This is a genomic window from Amycolatopsis sp. lyj-23 (assembly GCF_046549135.1).
GTDB lineage: Bacteria > Actinomycetota > Actinomycetes > Mycobacteriales > Pseudonocardiaceae > Amycolatopsis.
In genome coordinates, this window is record NZ_JAJPWN010000025.1 from 93,967 (window position 1) to 112,375 (window position 18,409).

The window sequence follows — 18,409 nt, forward strand, 5'->3', positions numbered from 1 at the left end:
CCTCCGCACGGGACGCGATGAGGAGGTGTGTCTGATGGAGAGCCACTCGATCTGGGCCCTGATCGCCGGGGCCTGCTGACCCGCAGTGGAATCCGGCCGGCCGGCTCGTGGGGGGCCGGCCGGCCGGGCGGTCCCCGGCATCGCGGGATGCCTGCCACCGGGAACGAAGGGGTGGGAACGACGGACGAGGAGAACCTGCCGTTCGTGCGCGAGCTGAACGAACTGCGCCGCGGCCGCGGCCTCGACGCGGCCGACCTGCACCAGCGCATCGGCCCGTGCCTGCGGGCGGCGTGCGCGATCACCGAAGCCGACCAGCCCGCCGCCGCGCGCCAGAAGCTCGTGCTGCGGCTGACCGAGCTGTGCGCGCGGCTGCCGCCGGACCTGAAACTGGCCGCGTTGACGGCGCTCGGCCTGCACGAGGAGGCCGCGGGGGAGTTCCTCGACCGGCGGATCTCGTGGCTGGCCAGCGTCCTCGACCGCGATCCGCGCACCGCCCGCCGCCGGATCGACCTGGCGTTCCGCCGCCTCGACGAGCTCCTCGGCGCCCCCGCGCTCCGCGGCGACCTGCACCCGCTGGCCGGCTGGTACGTCGAGTCGATGAAAGCGATCCTGCACCTCGACCGCGACCAGCCGGAACTGCGGGAGGAGCGCCGGATCGTCGCCGAAGCCGACGAGCTCGACGAGCTGGTCCTGCCGTTCAGCGCGCCGGTCGCGCCGGGCACCGACCCGCTGCCGGGCATCACCGCGGACGCGCTGTTCGGCGGCGAAATCGTCGAAGTGCGCCCGGTTTCGGCGAGCCACGCGCAGTTCGTCCTGCGGCTGCCGAGCCCGCTGCGGCTCGGCCAGCGCCACGAGTACGGCATCCGGTTCACCCCGCCGCGCGCGCAACTGCGGCCGTACTACGTGATGACGCCGTTGCGCCGCTGCGAGGCGTTGTCCGTGCGGGTCCGGTTCGACCGGGCGGCCCCGCCGGCGCGGGTGTGGCGCCTCAACGGCGTCCCCGGCCGGGTGATCGACGACGGCGCCGACTCGGGCGAGGCGCTGACCGTCAACCGGGTCGGCGAGGTCGCGCTCGAGTTCCACGACCTGCACCAGGGGCTGAGCTACGGGCTGCAGTGGTCCTTCGGGGACTGAACCGTCCGGATCCTGGGACGGGGAATAGCGGCGCGGGCACCGGGTTGGCATCGTCGAAGCCGACGGAAAAGGGGCCCGCGATGAGCACGTTCACGCAGGAGTGGCAAGACTGGAAGGCCCGGCGCGAGACCGACCTGGCCGAGCCGCACGGCTGGCTGGCGCTGGTTTCGCTGGACTGGCTGACGGACTCGCCGCGGGAGTACCCCGGCATCCCGGGCCGCTGGTGGCAGGACGCCGAAGCGGCGTACGTCGACCCGGCCGGCGCTTCCCTGGTGCACGACGGGGAACCGATCACCGAGGTCCGGCGGTTCGAGCTGGTCAACAGCGGCGCCGGCACGCGGGTGCTGGCCGGCGACGTCGAGATCGAGGTGGCCCGCCGGTCGGGGTACCTGATCCGGGTCCACGACCCGAAGGCCGAGGTGCTGCGCGAGTTCCGCGGGGTACCGGCGTACGAGCCTTCGCCGTCCTGGGTGCTGTCCGGGCGGTTCGAGGCCTTCGCCGAGCCGCAGCCGACCACGGTGGGCGCGGTCGTGGAAGGCCTGAGCCACGTCTACACGGCGCCGGGCCTGGTCCACTTCTCCCACGGAGGAGCGGCGCACACGCTGACGGCGTTCAACGGCAAGGACGGCGGGCTCAGCATCCTCTTCACCGACGGGACCAGCGGCGTGACGACCTACGCGGCCAACCGGTCGCTGCCGGTCGGCGCACCGGCCGCGGACGGCTCGGTGACACTGGACTTCAACCGCGCCGTGAACCTGCCGTGCGCGTTCACCGACTTCGCGACGTGCCCGCTGCCGCCGGCGGGCAACCACCTGCCGTTCGCGGTCGAGGCGGGGGAGAAGATCCCGTACGAGCGCGGGTGACTCCCCCGCCCGCCTTGCGGCGAGTGGTGCTCAGTGGGCGATCTTCAGCGGGCGATCTTCAGTGGGCGATGTCGATGACGACGCGGGTGGGCGCGGTGAGCGTGAAGACGTTCACCGCGGTCCGTGACCGCACCCCGAGCCCGACCGACAGCTGCCCCTCCCAGTCCCCGGTGAGGGCGATGGCCATGACGTTGGCGAGGTTCCGCGTCCGGAACTTCTGCGGCCCGGGGTAGGTCGGGTTCCCGCTCGCGTCGTGCGCGGTCGCGGGCGTGACGGCGACGTTGATGAAGTACTGCCCGGTCAGCCACACGATTTCCCCGCTGGCGTCGGCGGTCAGCTCGTCGAGGAGCTGGTAGGACACGGCGGGCGCGGGCCCGCTGCCGAGGTCGAGCACGACCCGGTCGAACCCGGTGTTGTTCCCGGTCCGGATGGCGGTCAGGGTGGGGGTCGCGGGATCGGCGGCCTGGGCGGGCCCCGCGGCGGCGAGGAGCCCGCTCCCGGCGATCAGCAGGGTGACGGCGGCGAGCGCACGCCACTTCGTTGTTCTGGACATGGTGGCCTCCTGGCGGAGTGGAACCGGTGGGCGTCCCAGCGCTGGGTGTGCGGGGGACACGCCCGGTTCGTCCGGGAAGTTGCCGAGTGTCCCCTTATCGTTACTCCGCTGCTCCGAACGTGTCCGCGCGCTCCTCGACGACACCCCACCAGAGGAAGTCGCGGGCTCGCGTCGCCGCGACCAGGCGCTGCCGGTCCCGCAGTTCGGTGGCCTCGTCCGCCGCCGCGCCGCTTTCCCCCGGCCGGGCGGGGAATTCGACGACCAGGACGGCCTGGAAGTCGAGGCCCTTCGCCCGGTGCACGGTACCGACCTTGAGGTGGTCGTCGGGCGCACCGGAATAGTCGTCCAGTGACAGCACGGGAACGCCGGCCTCCCGCAGGATCCGGCGGCAGCGCACCACGTCCTGGCGCTGGAAGAGGATCAGCGCGGTCTGGCCGAGCGGAGCCGTCAGTTCGCCGATCCGCCGGAGCAGTTCCGCCGCGAGTTCCGCTTCGGTGCCCCGCCAGGACACGGCCGTCCCGCCGGTGTTGCCCGCTTCGGCGTTCTTCAGCGCGATCGCGGGCGCGCCGTCGAGGTCGTCGACTTCGTTGCGGGCGTCGAACCGCTGGGCGAAGGCCAGCACCTCCGTGCGGTTGCGGTAGTTGACCCGCAGCACCTCGCCGCGGCCGAGGACCGGGATGCCCGCGTCGGAGAGCCGCCAGCCGCCCGGGTAGACCTGCTGCTGGCCGTCGCCGACCAGGAGGAGCTGGTTCGGGCCGGTGCCGGCCAGCTCCTTGATCAGCCGGAGGCCGTTGAGCGTGATGTCCTGCACCTCGTCGACGACCACCGCGGCGTAGCGGGTCTCCAGCGGCTGACGGCGGAGCTCGGCCAGTGCCAGGTCGATGACGTCGTTGTAGTCGTGCAGGCCGCGCTCGGCGAGCATGTACTGGTACGTCTCGTAGAACTGCCACACTGCGGCCTTCTGGTCGTGGCCCAGCCGCAGTTCGCGCCCCCGCCGCACCGCGGGACGGCGGTACTCCTCGAGCGTGGTGAAGCCGCGGCCCTTGATGACGCGGTCGAGTTCGGTCCGCCAGTACTCGTCGTGCCGCTCGATCGGCTCCAGCACGGCGCGGTGGCGCGACCACGCGCGGCCGAACGCGGTCCGCACCCCGCGCGGGTCGACCTCGACGGGCCGTCCCCGCGCGGTCAGGAACCGGCGCACCCAGGCGTGCAGGTGGACGAACTCGGCCCGATCGCCGAATTCCGGGGCCAGGCGGCGGAAAGCGGCCTCGTGCACGGGCGGGAGGGTGCGCACGAAGGTGGTGAACAGCAGGGGCCCGGCGGTCCGCCGTCCGACGTGCCGCAGCCGGTGGAGCGCGACGACGGTCTTCCCGGTCCCGGCCGGCCCGCTGATCCGCGCCGGCCCCCGGTAATCACGCGTGACGATTGCCCGCTGGTGCGGGTGCAGGAAGGTCAGCCACGAGTCGAAGGGCCGCAACTGCGCGGCGGCGACCTCGGCCGAGACGAGGCTCCCGGCGTCCAGGAAGCCCTCCGCCGTCTCGTCGTGCGCGGTTGCTTCGACGCGCAGCGGGACGTAGCCGTCGAGGACCCGCCCGGCCTGCGCGCCGATGGTTTCGACCTGGCGGCGGTCGAGGTGGGGTGCGGTGCGCTTGAACAGCGTCGGCAGCTCGGGCTCCGCGAGGACCCGGAACGGCCCGGCGTCCCGGAGCGTGCTCCGGGGGCCGGGGGTGAGCAGCACGAAGTGGACGGCACTGCCGGTGAGCTCGCGCCCACGGCCGTCCCGGACGCCGGCCCAGCTTTCCTCGGCGTGCCGCACGAGCGCGTGCAGCCCGGGCGGCTGCGGCGGCCGCGCGGCGATGGTGACGGCGAAGAGGCCTTCGGGCCCGAGGAGGAAGGCGTCGGCTCGCGCGTCCGGGCCACCGGCCCGCACGAACAGGCGCCAGCGACCCGCGGTCTCGACGAGCAGGGCGGTGAGGATCCGCCGCCGGTCGGCGTCCAGCCGCGGGACGTTCTCCTTCAGGAGCGCGGAAGCCCGCTGCTGGAGCACCCGCTTGGCGTGCTTGCCGAGACCCACCGACCCTCCCCGTCGTGCCTTCGGCTCACCAGCCGCGCTCGCGCCACTCCGTCAGCTTCGGGCGCTCCGCACCCAGCGTTGAGTCGTCCCCGTGGCCCGGGTAGAACCACGTCTCGTCCGGCAGCTCCCCGAAGAGCCGCGTCTCGACGTCGTCCAGCAGCGACGCGAAGTTCTCCGGTGACGACGTCTTCCCGACCCCGCCCGGGAACAGCGAGTCCCCGGTGAAAAGGTGCGGGTGGCCCGCCGGGTCCCGGTACAGCAGCGCGATCGATCCCGGCGTGTGCCCGCGCAGGTGGATCACCGACAGCGTGATCTCGCCCACCGTCAACGTGTCGCCGTGTTCGACCAGGAAGTCCGGCGGCACGGGCAGCGGCGGGGCGTCCAGCGGGTGGGCCGCCGTGTTGGCTCCGTTCGCGCCCGCCACCGCGCCCAGGGCCTGCCAGTGGTCCTGGTGCTGGTGGGTCGTCACGACCGTCTTCAACGCCGGCCGGTCCGGGCCGTGGCCGATGAGGTCCGAAATGCGGTCCGGGTCGTTGGCCGCGTCGATCAGCAGTGCCTCGTTCGACGCGCGGCACACCAGGAGGTAGGCGTTGTTGTCCATCGGGCCGACGGACAGCTTGGTGATGGTGAGCGCGTCCAGGGTGCGCCGGGCGGCGTCGCCGCCCGGGTCGACGTGCCCCGTGTAGGTGTCCACGATGTTCACCGTGCACACGGTAGTCGTTTCGCTCCAAGCGGTTCCACCCGCACAAGCGCGCGGCCGCCGCGCCACGTAGGCTCGGCCCCAACCCCCGCCAGCCCCGACCTCAGGACGACCGTGCCCACCTCCCCGACGCCGCGCCGGATCAGCTGGGACCTCCTCCGGGTCGTCGCCGTCCTGGCGGTCGTCCTCGGGCACGTCACCCACCAGGGTGCGCTCCTGCACCCCGAGCTCACGGGGTACCCCATCCGGGTGACAGCGCAGTTCGGTGCCGCGATCCTGCTGGTGATCTCCGCCTACTTCGTGTGCGCCAGCCTGCGCAAGGGCAATCCCCGCCGGTGGCTGTGGAACCGCGTCGCGCGCCTGGTGCCCGCCTACCTGGTCGCCGTCCTGGTGACCTACGTCGTGACGCGGTGGGCCGCCATCTCCTTCAGCGGCCTGCCCCACCCGCCGGGTGTCACCGGCTTCCTCTTCGGCGTGCCGCAGGGCCCGCCGACGGACCCGTCGCCGTGGTACATCCCGACCTGGCTGGATCTGGTCACCAACCTCGGCATGGTGCAGGAGTGGGGCATCCGCTGGGACGCCTTCTACTACCTCGACGGCTCCTACTGGACGCTGCCGGTGCAGCTGATGGCCTTCACCGGCGCCGCCCTGCTGTGGCCGCGGTCGTGGCGCACCCACCGGCTGACGGTCGGCCTGCTCTGGGCGCTGATCCTCGTGCCGCTCGCGCTGCGTTTCGTCGTCTTCCCGCCGGGGACCACCGGTCGGGTCGTGGAGACGTTCTACTACGGCCTGGGCCTGCACCGGCTGCACGTCTTCGCCATCGGCGTCGCGATCTGGCTGTGGGCGCAGCGGCGGCTGAAGACCTGGCACATCGCGCTCTTCGTGGTGGCCGCCGTCACCGCGCAGGACCTGCAGGTCTTCCCGTTCCACGTCGCCCTGCCGCAGGACGCGCTGCGCTGGCCGTCCACGATCGGGTTCGCCGCGCTGCTCCTGCTGGTCTGCGTGGCCGCCCGTGGCCCGGACTGGCGGTTCCCGGGACTGGCGCGGATCGCCCCGGCCGTCACCTGGCTCGCGGGCATCTCGTATGGTCTTTATCTGGTGCACCAGGAACTGGGTTACATCCTGGCCCGTGCCCTGCTCGACCTCGGCCTCCCCGGCTGGCTGCGGCTCCCCGCGGTCGTCGGCGCCGCCGTGCTGGCCGGCTGGGCGGTCACCGCGGGGGTCGAACGCCCGGCCCACCGGTGGCTCACCAGACGTCGAAAGCCCGAAGAACCGCAGGTCAAGGACGCGGAACCCGTTTTTGTCGGTGGTGGCTCGTAGCATGGATCGCGGCCACCCGTGCAGCCGTTCCAGGCGACACAGACCGGGTCGGCGACCGCACTGAAGAAGACATTGAGAGGACCCTGGCGTGGCTGATCGCCTCGTTGTTCGCGGTGCCCGCGAGCACAACCTCCGCGGCGTGGATCTCGACCTGCCCCGCGACAGCCTGATCGTGTTCACCGGCCTGTCCGGGTCGGGGAAGTCGAGCCTCGCCTTCGACACCATCTTCGCCGAAGGGCAGCGCCGCTACGTCGAGTCGCTCTCGGCGTACGCCCGCCAGTTCCTCGGGCAGATGGACAAGCCGGACGTCGACTTCATCGAGGGCCTCTCGCCCGCGGTGTCGATCGACCAGAAGTCGACCTCGCGCAACCCGCGCTCGACCGTGGGCACGATCACCGAGGTCTACGACTACCTGCGCCTGCTCTACGCCCGCGCCGGCAAGGCGCACTGCCCCAAGTGCGGCGAGCCGATCAGCAAGCAGACCCCGCAGCAGATCGTCGACCAGGTGCTCGCCATGGAAGAGGGCACCCGGTTCCAGGTGCTCGCGCCGGTGGTCCGCGGCCGCAAGGGCGAGTACGTCGACCTGTTCGAGAACCTGCAGCAGCAGGGCTACGCGCGTGTGGTCGTCGACGGCACCATGCACGCGCTCACCGACCCGCCGAAGCTGAAGAAGCAGGAAAAGCACCAGATCGGCGTGGTCATCGACCGCCTGACCGTGAAGGCGGCCTCGCGCCAGCGGCTCACCGACTCGGTCGAGACGGCGCTGCGGCTGGCCGACGGCCTGATCGAGCTGGAGTTCGTCGACCTCCCCGAGGGTGACGCGCACCGCATCCGCGGGTTCTCCGAGAACCTGGCCTGTCCCAACGGCCACCCGCTGGCCATCGAGGACCTCGAGCCGCGCTCGTTCTCCTTCAACTCGCCGTACGGCGCCTGCCCCGAGTGCACCGGCATCGGCATCCGCAAGGAGGTCGACCCGGAGCTGGTGGTCCCGGACGACGAGCTGTCGCTGGCCGAAGGCGCGATCGCGCCGTGGTCGGGCGGCCAGAGCGCGGACTACTTCGTCCGGCTGCTGGAGTCGCTCTCGGAGACCATCGGCTTCCGGATGGACGTGCCGTGGCGGCGGCTGCCCGCGCGGGCCCAGAAGGCGGTGCTGCACGGCGTCGACGAGCAGGTCCACGTCCGCTACAAGAACCGCTACGGCCGCCAGCGCTCCTACTACGCGAACTTCGAGGGCGTCATCCCGTTCCTCGAGCGGCGCCAGGAGCAGACCGAGTCCGAGTACATGCGCGAGCGGTACGAGGGCTACATGCGCGAGGTGCCGTGCCCGGCCTGCCAGGGCACCCGGCTCAAGCCGGAGATCCTCGCCGTCACGCTGCAGCACAAGACCCGCGGCGACATGTCCATCGCCGAGGTCTGCGCGCTGTCCATCGCCGAGGCGTCGCAGTTCCTCGACGAGCTGGAGCTGGGGCAGCGCGAGGCGATGATCGCCGGCGCGGTGCTCAAGGAGATCCAGGCCCGCCTGCGCTTCCTGCTCGACGTCGGCCTGACGTACCTTTCGCTCGACCGCGCGTCCGCCACTCTTTCGGGTGGTGAAGCGCAGCGCATCCGGCTCGCCACGCAGATCGGCTCGGGCCTGGTCGGCGTGCTGTACGTGCTCGACGAGCCGTCGATCGGCCTGCACCAGCGCGACAACCACCGCCTGATCGAGACGCTGACCCGGCTGCGGAACCTCGGCAACACGCTGATCGTCGTCGAGCACGACGAGGACACGATCCGCTCCAGCGACTGGGTGGTCGACATCGGCCCGGGCGCGGGCGAGCACGGCGGCCACATCGTCCACAGTGGACCGTACAAGAAGCTGCTGAAGAGCAAGGAGTCGCTGACCGGGCAGTACCTGTCCGGGCGGCGGAAGATCGAGGTGCCGGCGATCCGGCGGCCGGTCGACAAGAAGCGGCAGCTGACCGTCGTCGGTGCGCGCGAGCACAACCTGCGCGGGCTGGACGTGTCGTTCCCGCTCGGCTGCCTGGTCTCGGTCACCGGCGTCTCCGGCTCGGGCAAGTCGACGCTGGTGAACGACATCCTCGCGACGGTGCTGGCGAACAAGCTCAACGGCGCCCGCCAGGTGCCGGGCCGCCACACCCGCGTGAACGGCCTGAACAACGTCGACAAGCTGGTGCGCGTCGACCAGTCGCCGATCGGCCGGACCCCGCGGTCCAACCCGGCCACCTACACCGGTGTCTGGGACCACGTCCGGAAGCTGTTCGCCGCGACCACCGAGGCGAAGGTGCGCGGCTACCAGCAGGGCCGGTTCTCGTTCAACGTCAAGGGCGGCCGCTGCGAGGCGTGCGCCGGCGACGGCACGATCAAGATCGAGATGAACTTCCTGCCGGACGTCTACGTCCCGTGCGAGGTCTGCAAGGGCGCCCGGTACAACCGGGAAACCCTCGAGGTGCACTACAAGGGCAAGACGGTCTCGGATGTGCTCGACATGCCCATCGAGGAGGCCGCGGAGTTCTTCGAGCCGATCAAGGCCATCCACCGCCACCTGCAGACGCTGGTGGACGTCGGCCTCGGCTACGTCCGGCTCGGCCAGCCCGCGCCGACGCTGTCCGGCGGTGAGGCGCAGCGCGTCAAGCTGGCCAGCGAGCTGCAGAAGCGCTCGACCGGCAAGACGGTGTACATCCTCGACGAGCCGACGACCGGCCTGCACTTCGAGGACATCAGCAAGCTGATCGGCGTGATCAACGGCCTGGTCGACAAGGGCAACTCGGTGATCGTGATCGAGCACAACCTCGACGTCATCAAGACCTCCGACTGGGTCATCGACATGGGCCCCGAGGGCGGCTCGGGTGGCGGCACGGTGGTCGCCGAAGGCACGCCGGAGTACCTCACCGAGGTCGAGGAGAGCTACACGGGCCAGTTCCTGCGGACGGTGCTCGCGGGCGAGTGACGGCTACCGCTCCTTCCCGGTGGTCCGGTGGACCACCGGGAAGAGCGGGCCGTAGTGGAGCGTCCCGATCCGGAAGGCCGACCGCTGCTCACCGGGCAGCAGCGCGAGCGCGCACGTCGTCACATCCGGGTCGGTCACCGCGCGCAGGTCCGTCGAGACCGGGCCGGTGAACGGCCGCTCGCGGTAGAAGAACGGCGTCTCCGGGATCAGGTCCGGGTGGTGGTAGCTCGTCGTGTGGGCGGGCAGGGAACCGCACCGTTGTCGGCACAGCCGGCGGACAGCAGCACCGCCGCGGCGGCGCCCGCACGGCGACAAGATCGTGCCGATCACCGGGACCCACCAATCCGCTCGCGCACCGGCGTCGAATCGCGCGAAACCGGGCTGAACCGTTTCCCGCGACCGTCCGTGTTCCCAGGTGTCGAGGTCCGCCGGACGGCGGTGCCGCCCTCACCGAGGAGAGAACGTCATGAACCGTATCCGGCCGGTCGTCGCCAGTGCCGTGGCGCTCGCCGCCGTCGCATCCTTGTCCGCCTGCGGTGACATGGCCGGCGGCGCGCAAGGACCGGCCCACGGCGAGCCCGGGCACAAGATGCTCCAGGTCGCCACGGTCAACGGGGTCGGCGCGGTGGTCACCGACGCCGACGGCAAGACGCTCTACCGGTTCGACAAGGACCTCTCCCAGCCGCCGACGTCCAATTGCGACGGCGGGTGCGCGACGTCGTGGCCGCCGATGCTCGCCGGGGTGGCCACGCCGATGCTCAAGGGCATCCAGGACACCCAGGTCGGCACGACGACCCGCAAGGACGGCAGCAAGCAGATCACGCTCAACGGCTGGCCGCTGTACGAGTACGCGGGCGACAAGGCGGCGGGCGACATGAACGGCCAGGGGGCCAACGGCACCTGGTTCGCCGTCGCCCCCGACGGCAGCAAGATCACGGCGAAGGGCAACGCCGGCGGCGCCGGATCCTGACGGACGACGGTTTTCCGGGCAAACGAGGAAGGACGGGCAGCCGATGAACACCATGGTCGCGCTGCGCTCGACGCACGCACCGCCGGTGGAGCTGAGGGTTGCACTACTGTCCTCGACGACTCAGAACACCGTCGGGAGGACGAGGGTGGCCATAGGAGGCAGGCGGCCTAAGAAGGCCAAAGGCGAAGACCTGATTCGGCAGCTCTACGCCGAACACGGGCGAAGCCTGCTGGCCTACGCGACGAGGCTGACCGGGGATCGGGCGGCAGCCGAGGACGTGGTCCAGGAGACGCTCGTCCGGGCGTGGAAACACGCGGACGACTTGCAGAACGACGGGAAGGGCTCGGTGCGCGGCTGGTTGCTGACCGTCGCGCGCAACCTGGTCACCGACCGGGCCCGGGCCCGGGCGGCCCGGCCGCAGGAGGTGGCCGAGCCGGCCGAAGGCGCGCCGACCCCGGCCGTCGAGCGCGACCACGCCCAGGGCGTGGTCGACTCGATGACCGTGCTCGGGGCGATGGACGGACTGTCCAACGAGCATCGAGAGGTCCTGGTGGAGATCTACTACCGGGGACGGACGGTGGCCGAAGCGGCGAGAACACTGGGCGTCGCACCGGGTACCGTGAAATCAAGGTCGTACTACGCATTAAGAGCACTGAGAGCAGCGATGATTTCGAGCGGAACGGAGGTGGCGCGATGAACTCGGTGGACGAGAGTCACACGCAGCTCGGCGCGTACGCCCTCGGCGCGCTCGATCCGGCGGAGGCGGCCGACTTCGAACGGCGGCACCTGCAGGGCTGCGCCCAGTGCCGGTTCGACCTCAACGAGCTCGTGGCCCTGCGCGACTCGCTCGACGAAGTACCGCCCGAAGCGTTCCTCGACGGGCCACCCGAAGGCGGGGACCTGCTGCTGCAGAAGACCCTGCGCCGGGTGCGCGAGGAAGAAGAACGCGTGGCGCCGGCCCGCTCGAGCGGCCGCCGGGGCCTGGCCCTGGTCGCGGCGGCGGTGCTCGTGGTGGCCGCGCTCGGCGGCGGCATCCTGGTCGGACGTCAGACGGGCTCGGACGGCGGTTCCCTCGCGATCCCGGCGCCGGCGACGGACGTTCCCGGCACGAAGAGCGCCGAAGGGCGCGATCCGACCACCGGCGTTCAGCTGGCGGCGTCGGTGAGCCCGTTCCAGGGCTGGGTCCGGGTCAACGTCGCCGTGAAGGGCGTCAAGGCCGGGGAACAGTGCCTGCTGCAGGTCGTCACGAAGGAAGGCCAGGCGGTCACCGCGGGCAGCTGGAAGGTGTCCGAGAAGTGGGAGAGTTCGGGCTTCTCGCTCGACGGTTCCGCTTTGGTGGCGCCGGACGACGTGAAGTCGGTCGACATCGTCACGGTGGACGGCCGGAAGCTGGTCTCGGCCCAGGTGTGACGTGACGGGCGCGCGCTACCGGTTCCGCAGCAGCTGGCTGCTGCCGACGAGCGCGCCCGAGCGGGTGTTCGACGTGGTCACCGACCTCGCGGGCTACCCGCGGTGGTGGTCGGACGTCCGTGCGGTGCGCCGCGTGGACGACGACACCGCCGAGCTGGTTTGCCGGTCCCGGCTGCCGTTCCGGATCGTCGTCCGGATGCACCGGGACCACCAGGACGAGCGCACGGGCCTGATGCGGGTCAGGCTCAGCGGCGACCTCGACGGGACACTGGCGGGAGCGGTCCGCGCGGCGGGCACAGGCACGCTGCTGGAGATCACCCAGGACGTCCAGGCCCGGAAGGAGTTGCTGCGGCGCTTCGACACGGTGGCCCGGCCGCTCTTCCGCGCGAACCACGCGCTGATGATGCGGCGGGGCCACCGTGGGCTTTCGGCCTACCTCGCCTGACCCGCCCCCCGATCCACGTGATTGGAGCCGTAACCGGCGTGATTGGGGCCGTAACCGGCGTGATTGGGGCCGGAACTGGCGTGATTGAGGCCGGAACTCGCGAGTTACGCCTCCAATCACGCGAGTCACGGCTCTGATCACGCGGGTGACGGTCTTGATCACGCGGGATCCGCGGTGCAGACCTCCGGGACGGGAGTGGGAGCGGGGTGGGTGCGGCGGCGGGTCAGGACCAGGCCGCCGAGCGCGACGGCCGCGATCAGGAAGCCCGCGCTCACGCCGTAGGCCAGCCGGTAACCGGACGCCAGGGCTTCGCGGTGGTCCAGCGTGTCCAGGCTCGCCGTCCGGACGGCGGCCACCGCGGCCAGGACCGCCGTGCCGATCGCCGCGCCGACCTGCTGGGTCGTGTTGATCAGGCCCGACGCCACCCCGGCGTCGGCTGCTGGGACGTCCGCCATCGCCAGGCCCATCAGCGCCGGGATGGCTGCGCCGGCACCGAGACCCATCAGCAGCAGCGGGGGCAGGACGCCGGTGAAGTAGGCGTCCGACACCTGCGTGAGCAGCAGCAGGCCGACGATCACCAGGCCGAGCCCCGACAGCAGCACCGCGCGCGGGCCGAAGCGGGCCGCGAGCCTGTCCGCGAAGCCGAGGGACGCCACCGCGATCACCAGCGGCACCGGCAGGAACGCGACGCCGGTGCGCAGCGCGTCCAGGCCCAGCACCTGCTGCAGGTACAACGCCGTGACGAACTGGAAGCCCAGCATCCCGGCGACCATCAGCACCATCACCACGTTCGCGCCGGCCACCGCGCGGATGCGGAACAACCGCAGCGGCAGCAACGGCGTGCGCGCCTTCGCCTGGCGCACCGCGAACGCTGCGAGCAGGACGACGGCCGCGGCCACCGCGCCCCAGGACGACGCCGAAATGCCGTACACGCCGAGCATCACCGCGGCGGTCACCAGGACCGCGCCGAGCACGTCCAAGCCGGCCCGCAGGCCCGTGCCGTGGTCCGGTGCGACCACCCGGACGGCCAGCAGCAGCGCGGCCACGCCGATCGGCAGGTTGACGTAGAACGTCCAGTGCCAGCTGAGCGCCTGCGTGAGCGCCCCGCCGGCGATGAGCCCGATCGACGCGCCCGCCGCCTGGGTGAAGCTGTAGACGCCGATCGCCTTCGCGCGCGCCCGGGGCTCGGGGTACATCGTGACGATCATCCCGAGCACCACGGCCGACGCCAGCGCGCCGCCGACGCCCTGGGTGAACCGCGCCACGACCAGGACGCCGGCGTCCGCGGCCAGGCCGGCGACCAGCGAGGAGAGCGTGAACAGGCCCAGCCCGCCGAGGAAGACGCGGCGGCGGCCGAGCAGGTCACCGAGCCGCCCGGAGAGCAGCAGCAGGCCGCCGAACGCGACCAGGTAGGCGGTGAAGACCCAGGAGAGCCCGGCGGGCGTGAAGCCGAGGTCGGCCTGGATCGCGGGCAGCGCCACCGCGACGATGCTGCTGTCGAGCACGACCATCAGCGACGCGGCGCACAGCACCGCCAACGCCGGGCCGCGCGAGCGGGTGGGGTGGTTCTCGGCCATGTCAGGCCCCTCCAGTCGAGATTCCCCTGGTCGTTGCCAGGGCACTTCTTGTAACAGTGCCCATCATGTGTGACCATGGGTGCGCCCGGAAGGAGGCACTTCCATGTCCCAGGGGAACATCGGTGTACCTGTCCAGGTCACCGAGATCGACCCGGAGAAACTCGACGTCTGCACGGTGCTGGAGGTCATCAACCGGATCAGCGGCAAGTGGGCGATCGGCATCCTCCTGGAGGCGATCCGCGGTCCGGTGCGGTTCACCGAGCTGGAGCGCTCGGTCGAGGGGATCAGCCGCCGGATGCTGACGCTGACCCTGCGCAACCTCGAGCGTGACGGTCTGCTGGTCCGCACGATCTACCCGACCGTCCCGCCGCGCGTGGAGTACGAAGCCACGTCGATGGCGAAGGAGCTGTACCAGTCGCTGAACGGCCTGCTCGGCTGGGCGGAGCAGCACCGCGACGACATCGCCGCCGCCCGCGCGGCCTACGACGGCCGGGCCGCGAGCTGAACGCCGCGAGGGCACTTTCACGTGAAAGTGCCCTCTGGGCTGAAGACGTGGAACGGGCCGCGGTGCGAGGTCGGGGGAGCTCGCACCGCGGCCCGCGGTGTTCGTGCTCAGCGGGGGCGTGAGCACGAACGTCCGGTGTGGTCAGGCTTTCGCCGGACCGTCTTCGTCCGGCGCCGACCGTTCCTCGTCGAGGAGAGTGGCTTCGTCGAACGGCGCGTTGCCGGCGAACACGCGTTCCGCCTGCGCGCGGTCGAACTCCTTCGTCCAGTTTCCGATGAGGACGGTCGCGACGGCGTTGCCGGCGAAGTTGGTCAGCGCGCGGGCCTCCGACATGAACCGGTCGATGCCGAGGATGAACCCGACGCCGTTGACCAGTTCCGGCCGGTGCGACTGCAAGCCGCTGGCGAGGGTCGCGATGCCGGAACCGCTGACGCCGGCCGCGCCCTTGGACGCGATGATCATGAACACCAGCAGGCCGATCTGCGCGCCGATCGACAGCGGCTCGTCCTGCGCCGCGGCGATGAACAGCGTGGCCATGGTCAGGTAGATCGCGGTGCCGTCCAGGTTGAACGAGTACCCGGTGGGCACGGTGATGCCGACGACCGACTTGCCGACGCCGAGGTGCTCCATCTTCGCGATCAGCCGCGGCAGCGCCGATTCCGACGACGACGTCGACAGGATCAGCAGGAACTCGCGGCCGAGGTAGCGCAGCAGGTGCCAGATGTTCACCCGCGCGCCGAGCCACAGCACGAGGCCGAGGACGACGAACACGAACAGCAGGCAGGTCACGTAGAAGCCGATCATGATCACCGCGAGGCTCTTCAGCGCCGCCCAGCCGGTCGCGCCGACCACCGCGGCGATCGCGCCGAACGCGCCGATCGGGGCCGCCCACATGATCATCGCCAGTACCCGGAAGACCAGGCGCTGCAGGTGTTCGACGCCGCGCAGGATCGGCGCGCCCTTCGGGCCCAGCTTCTGCAGCGCGAACCCGACGAGCAGCGCCACCAGCAGCGTCTGCAGCACCTGGCCTTCGGTGAAGGCGGAGACGAACGTCTTCGGGATGATGCCGAGCAGGAAGTCGACCGGGCCCTGGGAGCCGGTGGCGGACTTCTGGACGCTCTTCACGTCGGCCGGGCTGAGGTGCAGCCCGGTGCCGGGGTGGAGGATGTTGCCGACGACCAGGCCGATCGCGAGGGCGAAAGTCGACATGACGATGAAGTAGACCAGCGCCATGATGCCGACCTTGCCGACCTTCGCCGCCTTGGCGACCGAGCCGACGCCGATGACGATGGTGCAGAAGATGATGGGGGAGATCATCATCTTGATCAGGTTGACGAAGCCGTCGCCCAGCGGCTTCAGGCCCTTGGCGAAGCCGGGGAAGAGAAAGCCCACCACGATCCCGAGCAGGACCGCGACGATCACGGCCAGGTACAGGTAGTGGGTCTTGTCGCGGCGCCGGGGTGCCGCGTCGGGGGTCGGTGTAGGCACCGTTGCCTCCAGCTAGGGGTGTTCGGGTTGCGGCACACTGTAGGCCGGGTTCGGTGATCCGGCTCACTTGTGTTCATTGAGTTCGTGTGATGATCGACCGTCCCGTTCGGACACCGGCGGACGCGGTGTGCTGGTATGAGGAGGTGCCCCCGACGGTGCGGTCCCATTGGAGCCTGGCGCGCCAGCTGCTCGTGCTGCAGCTGGTGGTGCTCTGCGTGCTGGCCGGCGTCGGTGTCACGCTCGCCTGGCTCGACGCGCGGCGAGCGGTCGAGCAGAACGCCCAGGACCAGGTCCGCGCGGTCGCCGCGACGGTCGCCGACGCGCCGACCGTGGCCGCCGCGGTGGGCACGCCGAACCCGAGCGGGACGCTGCAGCCGTTCGCGCTGCGGGTGCAGGCCGACACCGGCGTCGACTTCATCACGATCATGAGCCCGGCCGGGATCCGCTACACGCACCCGAACCCGGCCCTGATCGGGCAGCACTACATCGGCACGATCGACAAGGCGCAGCGGGGCGGCGAGCTCACCGAGACCTACACCGGTTCGCTCGGCCCGTCGGTGCGTACGGTCGTCCCGGTGTTCGACGCCGCCCACCGGGTCACCGCGCTGGTCGCGGTCGGGATCACCGTCGCGGCGATTTCGGCCGAGCTGCGCGAACGGCTGTGGCCGCTGCTAGGCGTGGCGGGCGCGGTCCTGCTGGTCGGGGCGCTGGGCGGCTGGCTGATCAGCGCCCGGCTGCGGCGCCAGACCCGGGGCGTCGCGCCGGACGAGCTGAGCAACCTTTTCGAATACCACGAGGCCGTGCTGCACTCGGTCCGCGAAGGCGTGCTGCTCGTGGGCCGGGACGGGCGGATCGGCCTCTGCAACGACGGCGCCCGCGCGCTCCTCGGCCTCGACGGCGACCCGGTCGGCCGCGACCTGGCGACGCTGGGCCTGCCGGACGGGCTGGCCGAGGCGTTCACGTCGGCGGAGAACCGGGCGGAAGAACTGCACCTGACCGACTCGCGCGTGCTGCTGGTGAGCACCACCGCCGTCCGCTCGGGCGGCCGCGCGCAGGGCACCGTCGTCGTCCTGCGCGACCACACGGAACTGCAGTCTCTGACCGGGGAGCTGACCACCGCCCGCGGGCTCGCCGAGGCACTGCGGTCGCAGGCGCACGAAGCGGCGAACCGGCTGCACACGGTCGTTTCCCTGGTGGAGATCGGCCAACCCGAGCAGGCGGTCGAGTTCGCCACCGCGGAACTCGCGCTCGCCCAGGAGCTGACCGACCGGGTCGTCGGCGCCGTCGCCGAGCCGGTGCTCGCCGCGCTGCTGCTGGGCAAGGCCGCCGAAGCCAGCGAACGCGGGGTCGAGCTGACGGTCACCCCGGACACCGTCATCGACGACGTCTCGCTCGGCATCGAAGCCCGCGACCTGGTGACCATCCTCGGCAACCTGATCGACAACGGCCTCGACGCGGCCGTGCGCGGCACCGGTCACCCGAAAGTGGTCGTCACCGCCCGCTCGGACGACGGCGGGCTGCTGCTGCGCGTCGCCGACACCGGACCGGGCGTACCCGACGACGCCGACGTCTTCCGCCGCGGCTGGTCGACGAAGGCCGAGGACGGGCACGGACTCGGCCTCGCGCTCGTCGGGCAGGCGGTGCGCCGCTACGGCGGCACCGTCGAGATCGGACGGGACGGCGGCGCGGTGTTCACCGTCCGGCTGCCGCGGCAGGAGAGGGCCCGGTGATCCGGGTCCTGGTGGTCGAGGACGAGCCGGTGGCCGCGGAGGCGCACCGCGTCTACGTCGAGCGGCTCTCCGGGTTCGCGGTCGCCGGCGTGGTCCACTCCGGCGGCGAGGCGCTGCGGTTCTGCGAGCGCGAGCCGGTCGACCTGGTGCTGCTGGACTTCTACCTGCCGGACACGCACGGGCTGGCGGTGTGCCGCTCGCTGCGCGCGGCCGGGCTGCCGATCGACGTCATCGCCGTGACGTCGGCCCGCGACCTCGGCCTGGTCAAGGCGGCGGTGTCGGTCGGCGTGGTGCAGTACCTGCTCAAGCCGTTCACCTTCGCCACGCTGCGCGAAAAGCTGGAGCGCTACGCGGAATTCCGCGACGCCTCCGGCGAGGTCACCGGCCAGGCGGAGATCGACCGGGCCCTCGGCGCCCTGCGCGCGACCGAGCAGCCGCCGCTGCCGAAGGGCATGAGCGTCCAGACGCTGGAGGCGATCACCGACGCGCTTTCCGGCGCGGCGGAAGGGCTTTCGGCGGGCGCGGCGGCGAGCGCGATCGGCGCCTCCCGCGTCACGGCCCGGCGGTACCTGGAGTACCTGGCGGACAACGGCCTGGCCCACCGCGAGCCGCGCTACGGCCAGGTCGGCCGGCCCGAGGTCTGGTACCGGCTGACTCGCGTATAACGTCCTATACCGGCCGACGTCGTGG

17 protein-coding genes are annotated in these 18,409 nt (G+C 71.5%); 11 read left to right on the top strand and 6 right to left on the bottom strand.

Features of this window, described 5'->3' with window-relative positions; all coding sequences use genetic code 11:
- Window positions 1-171 precede the first annotated feature (171 nt).
- Entirely contained in the window at window positions 172-1,134 is a 963-nt protein-coding gene (locus ACLJPY_RS45145) for a hypothetical protein (protein ID WP_410597142.1), read from the top strand.
- A gap of 80 nt (window positions 1,135-1,214) precedes the next feature.
- Complete coding sequence (locus tag ACLJPY_RS45150; RefSeq protein ID WP_410597143.1) at window positions 1,215-1,997, top strand: DUF1684 domain-containing protein; 783 nt, start codon at window positions 1,215-1,217, stop codon at window positions 1,995-1,997.
- A gap of 58 nt (window positions 1,998-2,055) precedes the next feature.
- Here the strand turns inward: ACLJPY_RS45150 and ACLJPY_RS45155 are convergent, their stop codons facing one another.
- The 3 genes from ACLJPY_RS45155 to ACLJPY_RS45165 all read right to left on the bottom strand — a co-directional run bounded on the left by ACLJPY_RS45155 (window position 2,056) and on the right by ACLJPY_RS45165 (window position 5,327).
- Window positions 2,056-2,550, bottom strand: coding sequence for a hypothetical protein (locus ACLJPY_RS45155; protein WP_410597144.1), 495 nt, complete (start codon window positions 2,548-2,550; stop codon window positions 2,056-2,058).
- 100 nt (window positions 2,551-2,650) lie between these two features.
- Complete coding sequence (locus ACLJPY_RS45160) at window positions 2,651-4,624, bottom strand: UvrD-helicase domain-containing protein (protein WP_410597145.1); 1,974 nt, start codon at window positions 4,622-4,624, stop codon at window positions 2,651-2,653.
- A 25-nt stretch (window positions 4,625-4,649) separates the two neighbouring features.
- Window positions 4,650-5,327 carry an MBL fold metallo-hydrolase gene (locus ACLJPY_RS45165; protein WP_410597146.1) on the bottom strand — a complete coding sequence of 226 codons (678 nt, stop codon included), beginning with the start codon at window positions 5,325-5,327 and terminating at the stop codon, window positions 4,650-4,652.
- 111 nt (window positions 5,328-5,438) lie between these two features.
- Here ACLJPY_RS45165 and ACLJPY_RS45170 point away from each other — a divergent pair, with 111 nt between their 5' ends.
- Together ACLJPY_RS45170 and uvrA are read left to right on the top strand one after the other, a co-directional pair.
- Window positions 5,439-6,644 (top strand): acyltransferase family protein, encoded by a 1,206-nt coding sequence (locus tag ACLJPY_RS45170; RefSeq protein WP_410597147.1) that lies wholly within the window; start codon window positions 5,439-5,441, stop codon window positions 6,642-6,644.
- A gap of 88 nt (window positions 6,645-6,732) precedes the next feature.
- Window positions 6,733-9,594, top strand: coding sequence for an excinuclease ABC subunit UvrA (gene uvrA / locus ACLJPY_RS45175; protein WP_410597148.1), 2,862 nt, complete (start codon window positions 6,733-6,735; stop codon window positions 9,592-9,594).
- A gap of 3 nt (window positions 9,595-9,597) precedes the next feature.
- On the opposite strand, the gene ACLJPY_RS45180 is transcribed toward uvrA, so the two are convergent.
- The gene (locus ACLJPY_RS45180) at window positions 9,598-9,924 is read right to left on the bottom strand and encodes a hypothetical protein (RefSeq protein ID WP_410597149.1); all 327 of its coding nucleotides are present in this window, start codon (window positions 9,922-9,924) and stop codon (window positions 9,598-9,600) included.
- A gap of 136 nt (window positions 9,925-10,060) precedes the next feature.
- On the opposite strand from ACLJPY_RS45180, the gene ACLJPY_RS45185 reads away from it, so the two are divergent.
- The 4 genes from ACLJPY_RS45185 (at window position 10,061) to ACLJPY_RS45200 (ending at window position 12,419) form a co-directional block, all read left to right on the top strand.
- Window positions 10,061-10,564: a hypothetical protein gene (locus ACLJPY_RS45185; protein WP_410597150.1), complete on the top strand. Its 504-nt coding sequence runs from the start codon at window positions 10,061-10,063 to the stop codon at window positions 10,562-10,564.
- A gap of 145 nt (window positions 10,565-10,709) precedes the next feature.
- Window positions 10,710-11,261, top strand: a complete 552-nt coding sequence (locus ACLJPY_RS45190) for a sigma-70 family RNA polymerase sigma factor (RefSeq protein ID WP_410597193.1) — start codon at window positions 10,710-10,712, stop codon at window positions 11,259-11,261.
- Window positions 11,258-11,974 (top strand): anti-sigma factor family protein, encoded by a 717-nt coding sequence (locus ACLJPY_RS45195; RefSeq protein ID WP_410597151.1) that lies wholly within the window; start codon window positions 11,258-11,260, stop codon window positions 11,972-11,974. The genes ACLJPY_RS45190 and ACLJPY_RS45195 overlap by 4 nt, the downstream gene beginning before the upstream one ends.
- A 1-nt stretch (window position 11,975) precedes the next feature.
- On the top strand, window positions 11,976-12,419 hold the full coding sequence (locus tag ACLJPY_RS45200) for an SRPBCC family protein (protein WP_410597152.1): 444 nt from the start codon (window positions 11,976-11,978) through the stop codon (window positions 12,417-12,419).
- Between the two features lie 158 nt (window positions 12,420-12,577).
- Here ACLJPY_RS45200 and ACLJPY_RS45205 read toward each other — a convergent pair whose 3' ends face one another.
- Window positions 12,578-13,996, bottom strand: coding sequence for a DHA2 family efflux MFS transporter permease subunit (locus ACLJPY_RS45205; protein WP_410597153.1), 1,419 nt, complete (start codon window positions 13,994-13,996; stop codon window positions 12,578-12,580).
- Window positions 13,997-14,099: 103 nt separating this feature from the next.
- On the opposite strand from ACLJPY_RS45205, the gene ACLJPY_RS45210 reads away from it, so the two are divergent.
- Complete coding sequence (locus tag ACLJPY_RS45210; protein WP_410597154.1) at window positions 14,100-14,501, top strand: winged helix-turn-helix transcriptional regulator; 402 nt, start codon at window positions 14,100-14,102, stop codon at window positions 14,499-14,501.
- Between the two features lie 141 nt (window positions 14,502-14,642).
- Here the strand turns inward: ACLJPY_RS45210 and ACLJPY_RS45215 are convergent, their stop codons facing one another.
- Window positions 14,643-15,989: a cation:dicarboxylate symporter family transporter gene (locus ACLJPY_RS45215; protein ID WP_410597155.1), complete on the bottom strand. Its 1,347-nt coding sequence runs from the start codon at window positions 15,987-15,989 to the stop codon at window positions 14,643-14,645.
- A 155-nt stretch (window positions 15,990-16,144) separates the two neighbouring features.
- Here ACLJPY_RS45215 and ACLJPY_RS45220 point away from each other — a divergent pair, with 155 nt between their 5' ends.
- A complete protein-coding gene (locus ACLJPY_RS45220) occupies window positions 16,145-17,719 on the top strand; it encodes an ATP-binding protein (protein WP_410597194.1) in 1,575 nt (524 codons plus the stop codon).
- Window positions 17,716-18,384, top strand: coding sequence for a response regulator (locus ACLJPY_RS45225; RefSeq protein ID WP_410597156.1), 669 nt, complete (start codon window positions 17,716-17,718; stop codon window positions 18,382-18,384). The genes ACLJPY_RS45220 and ACLJPY_RS45225 overlap by 4 nt, the downstream gene beginning before the upstream one ends.
- Window positions 18,385-18,409: the final 25 nt, after the last annotated feature.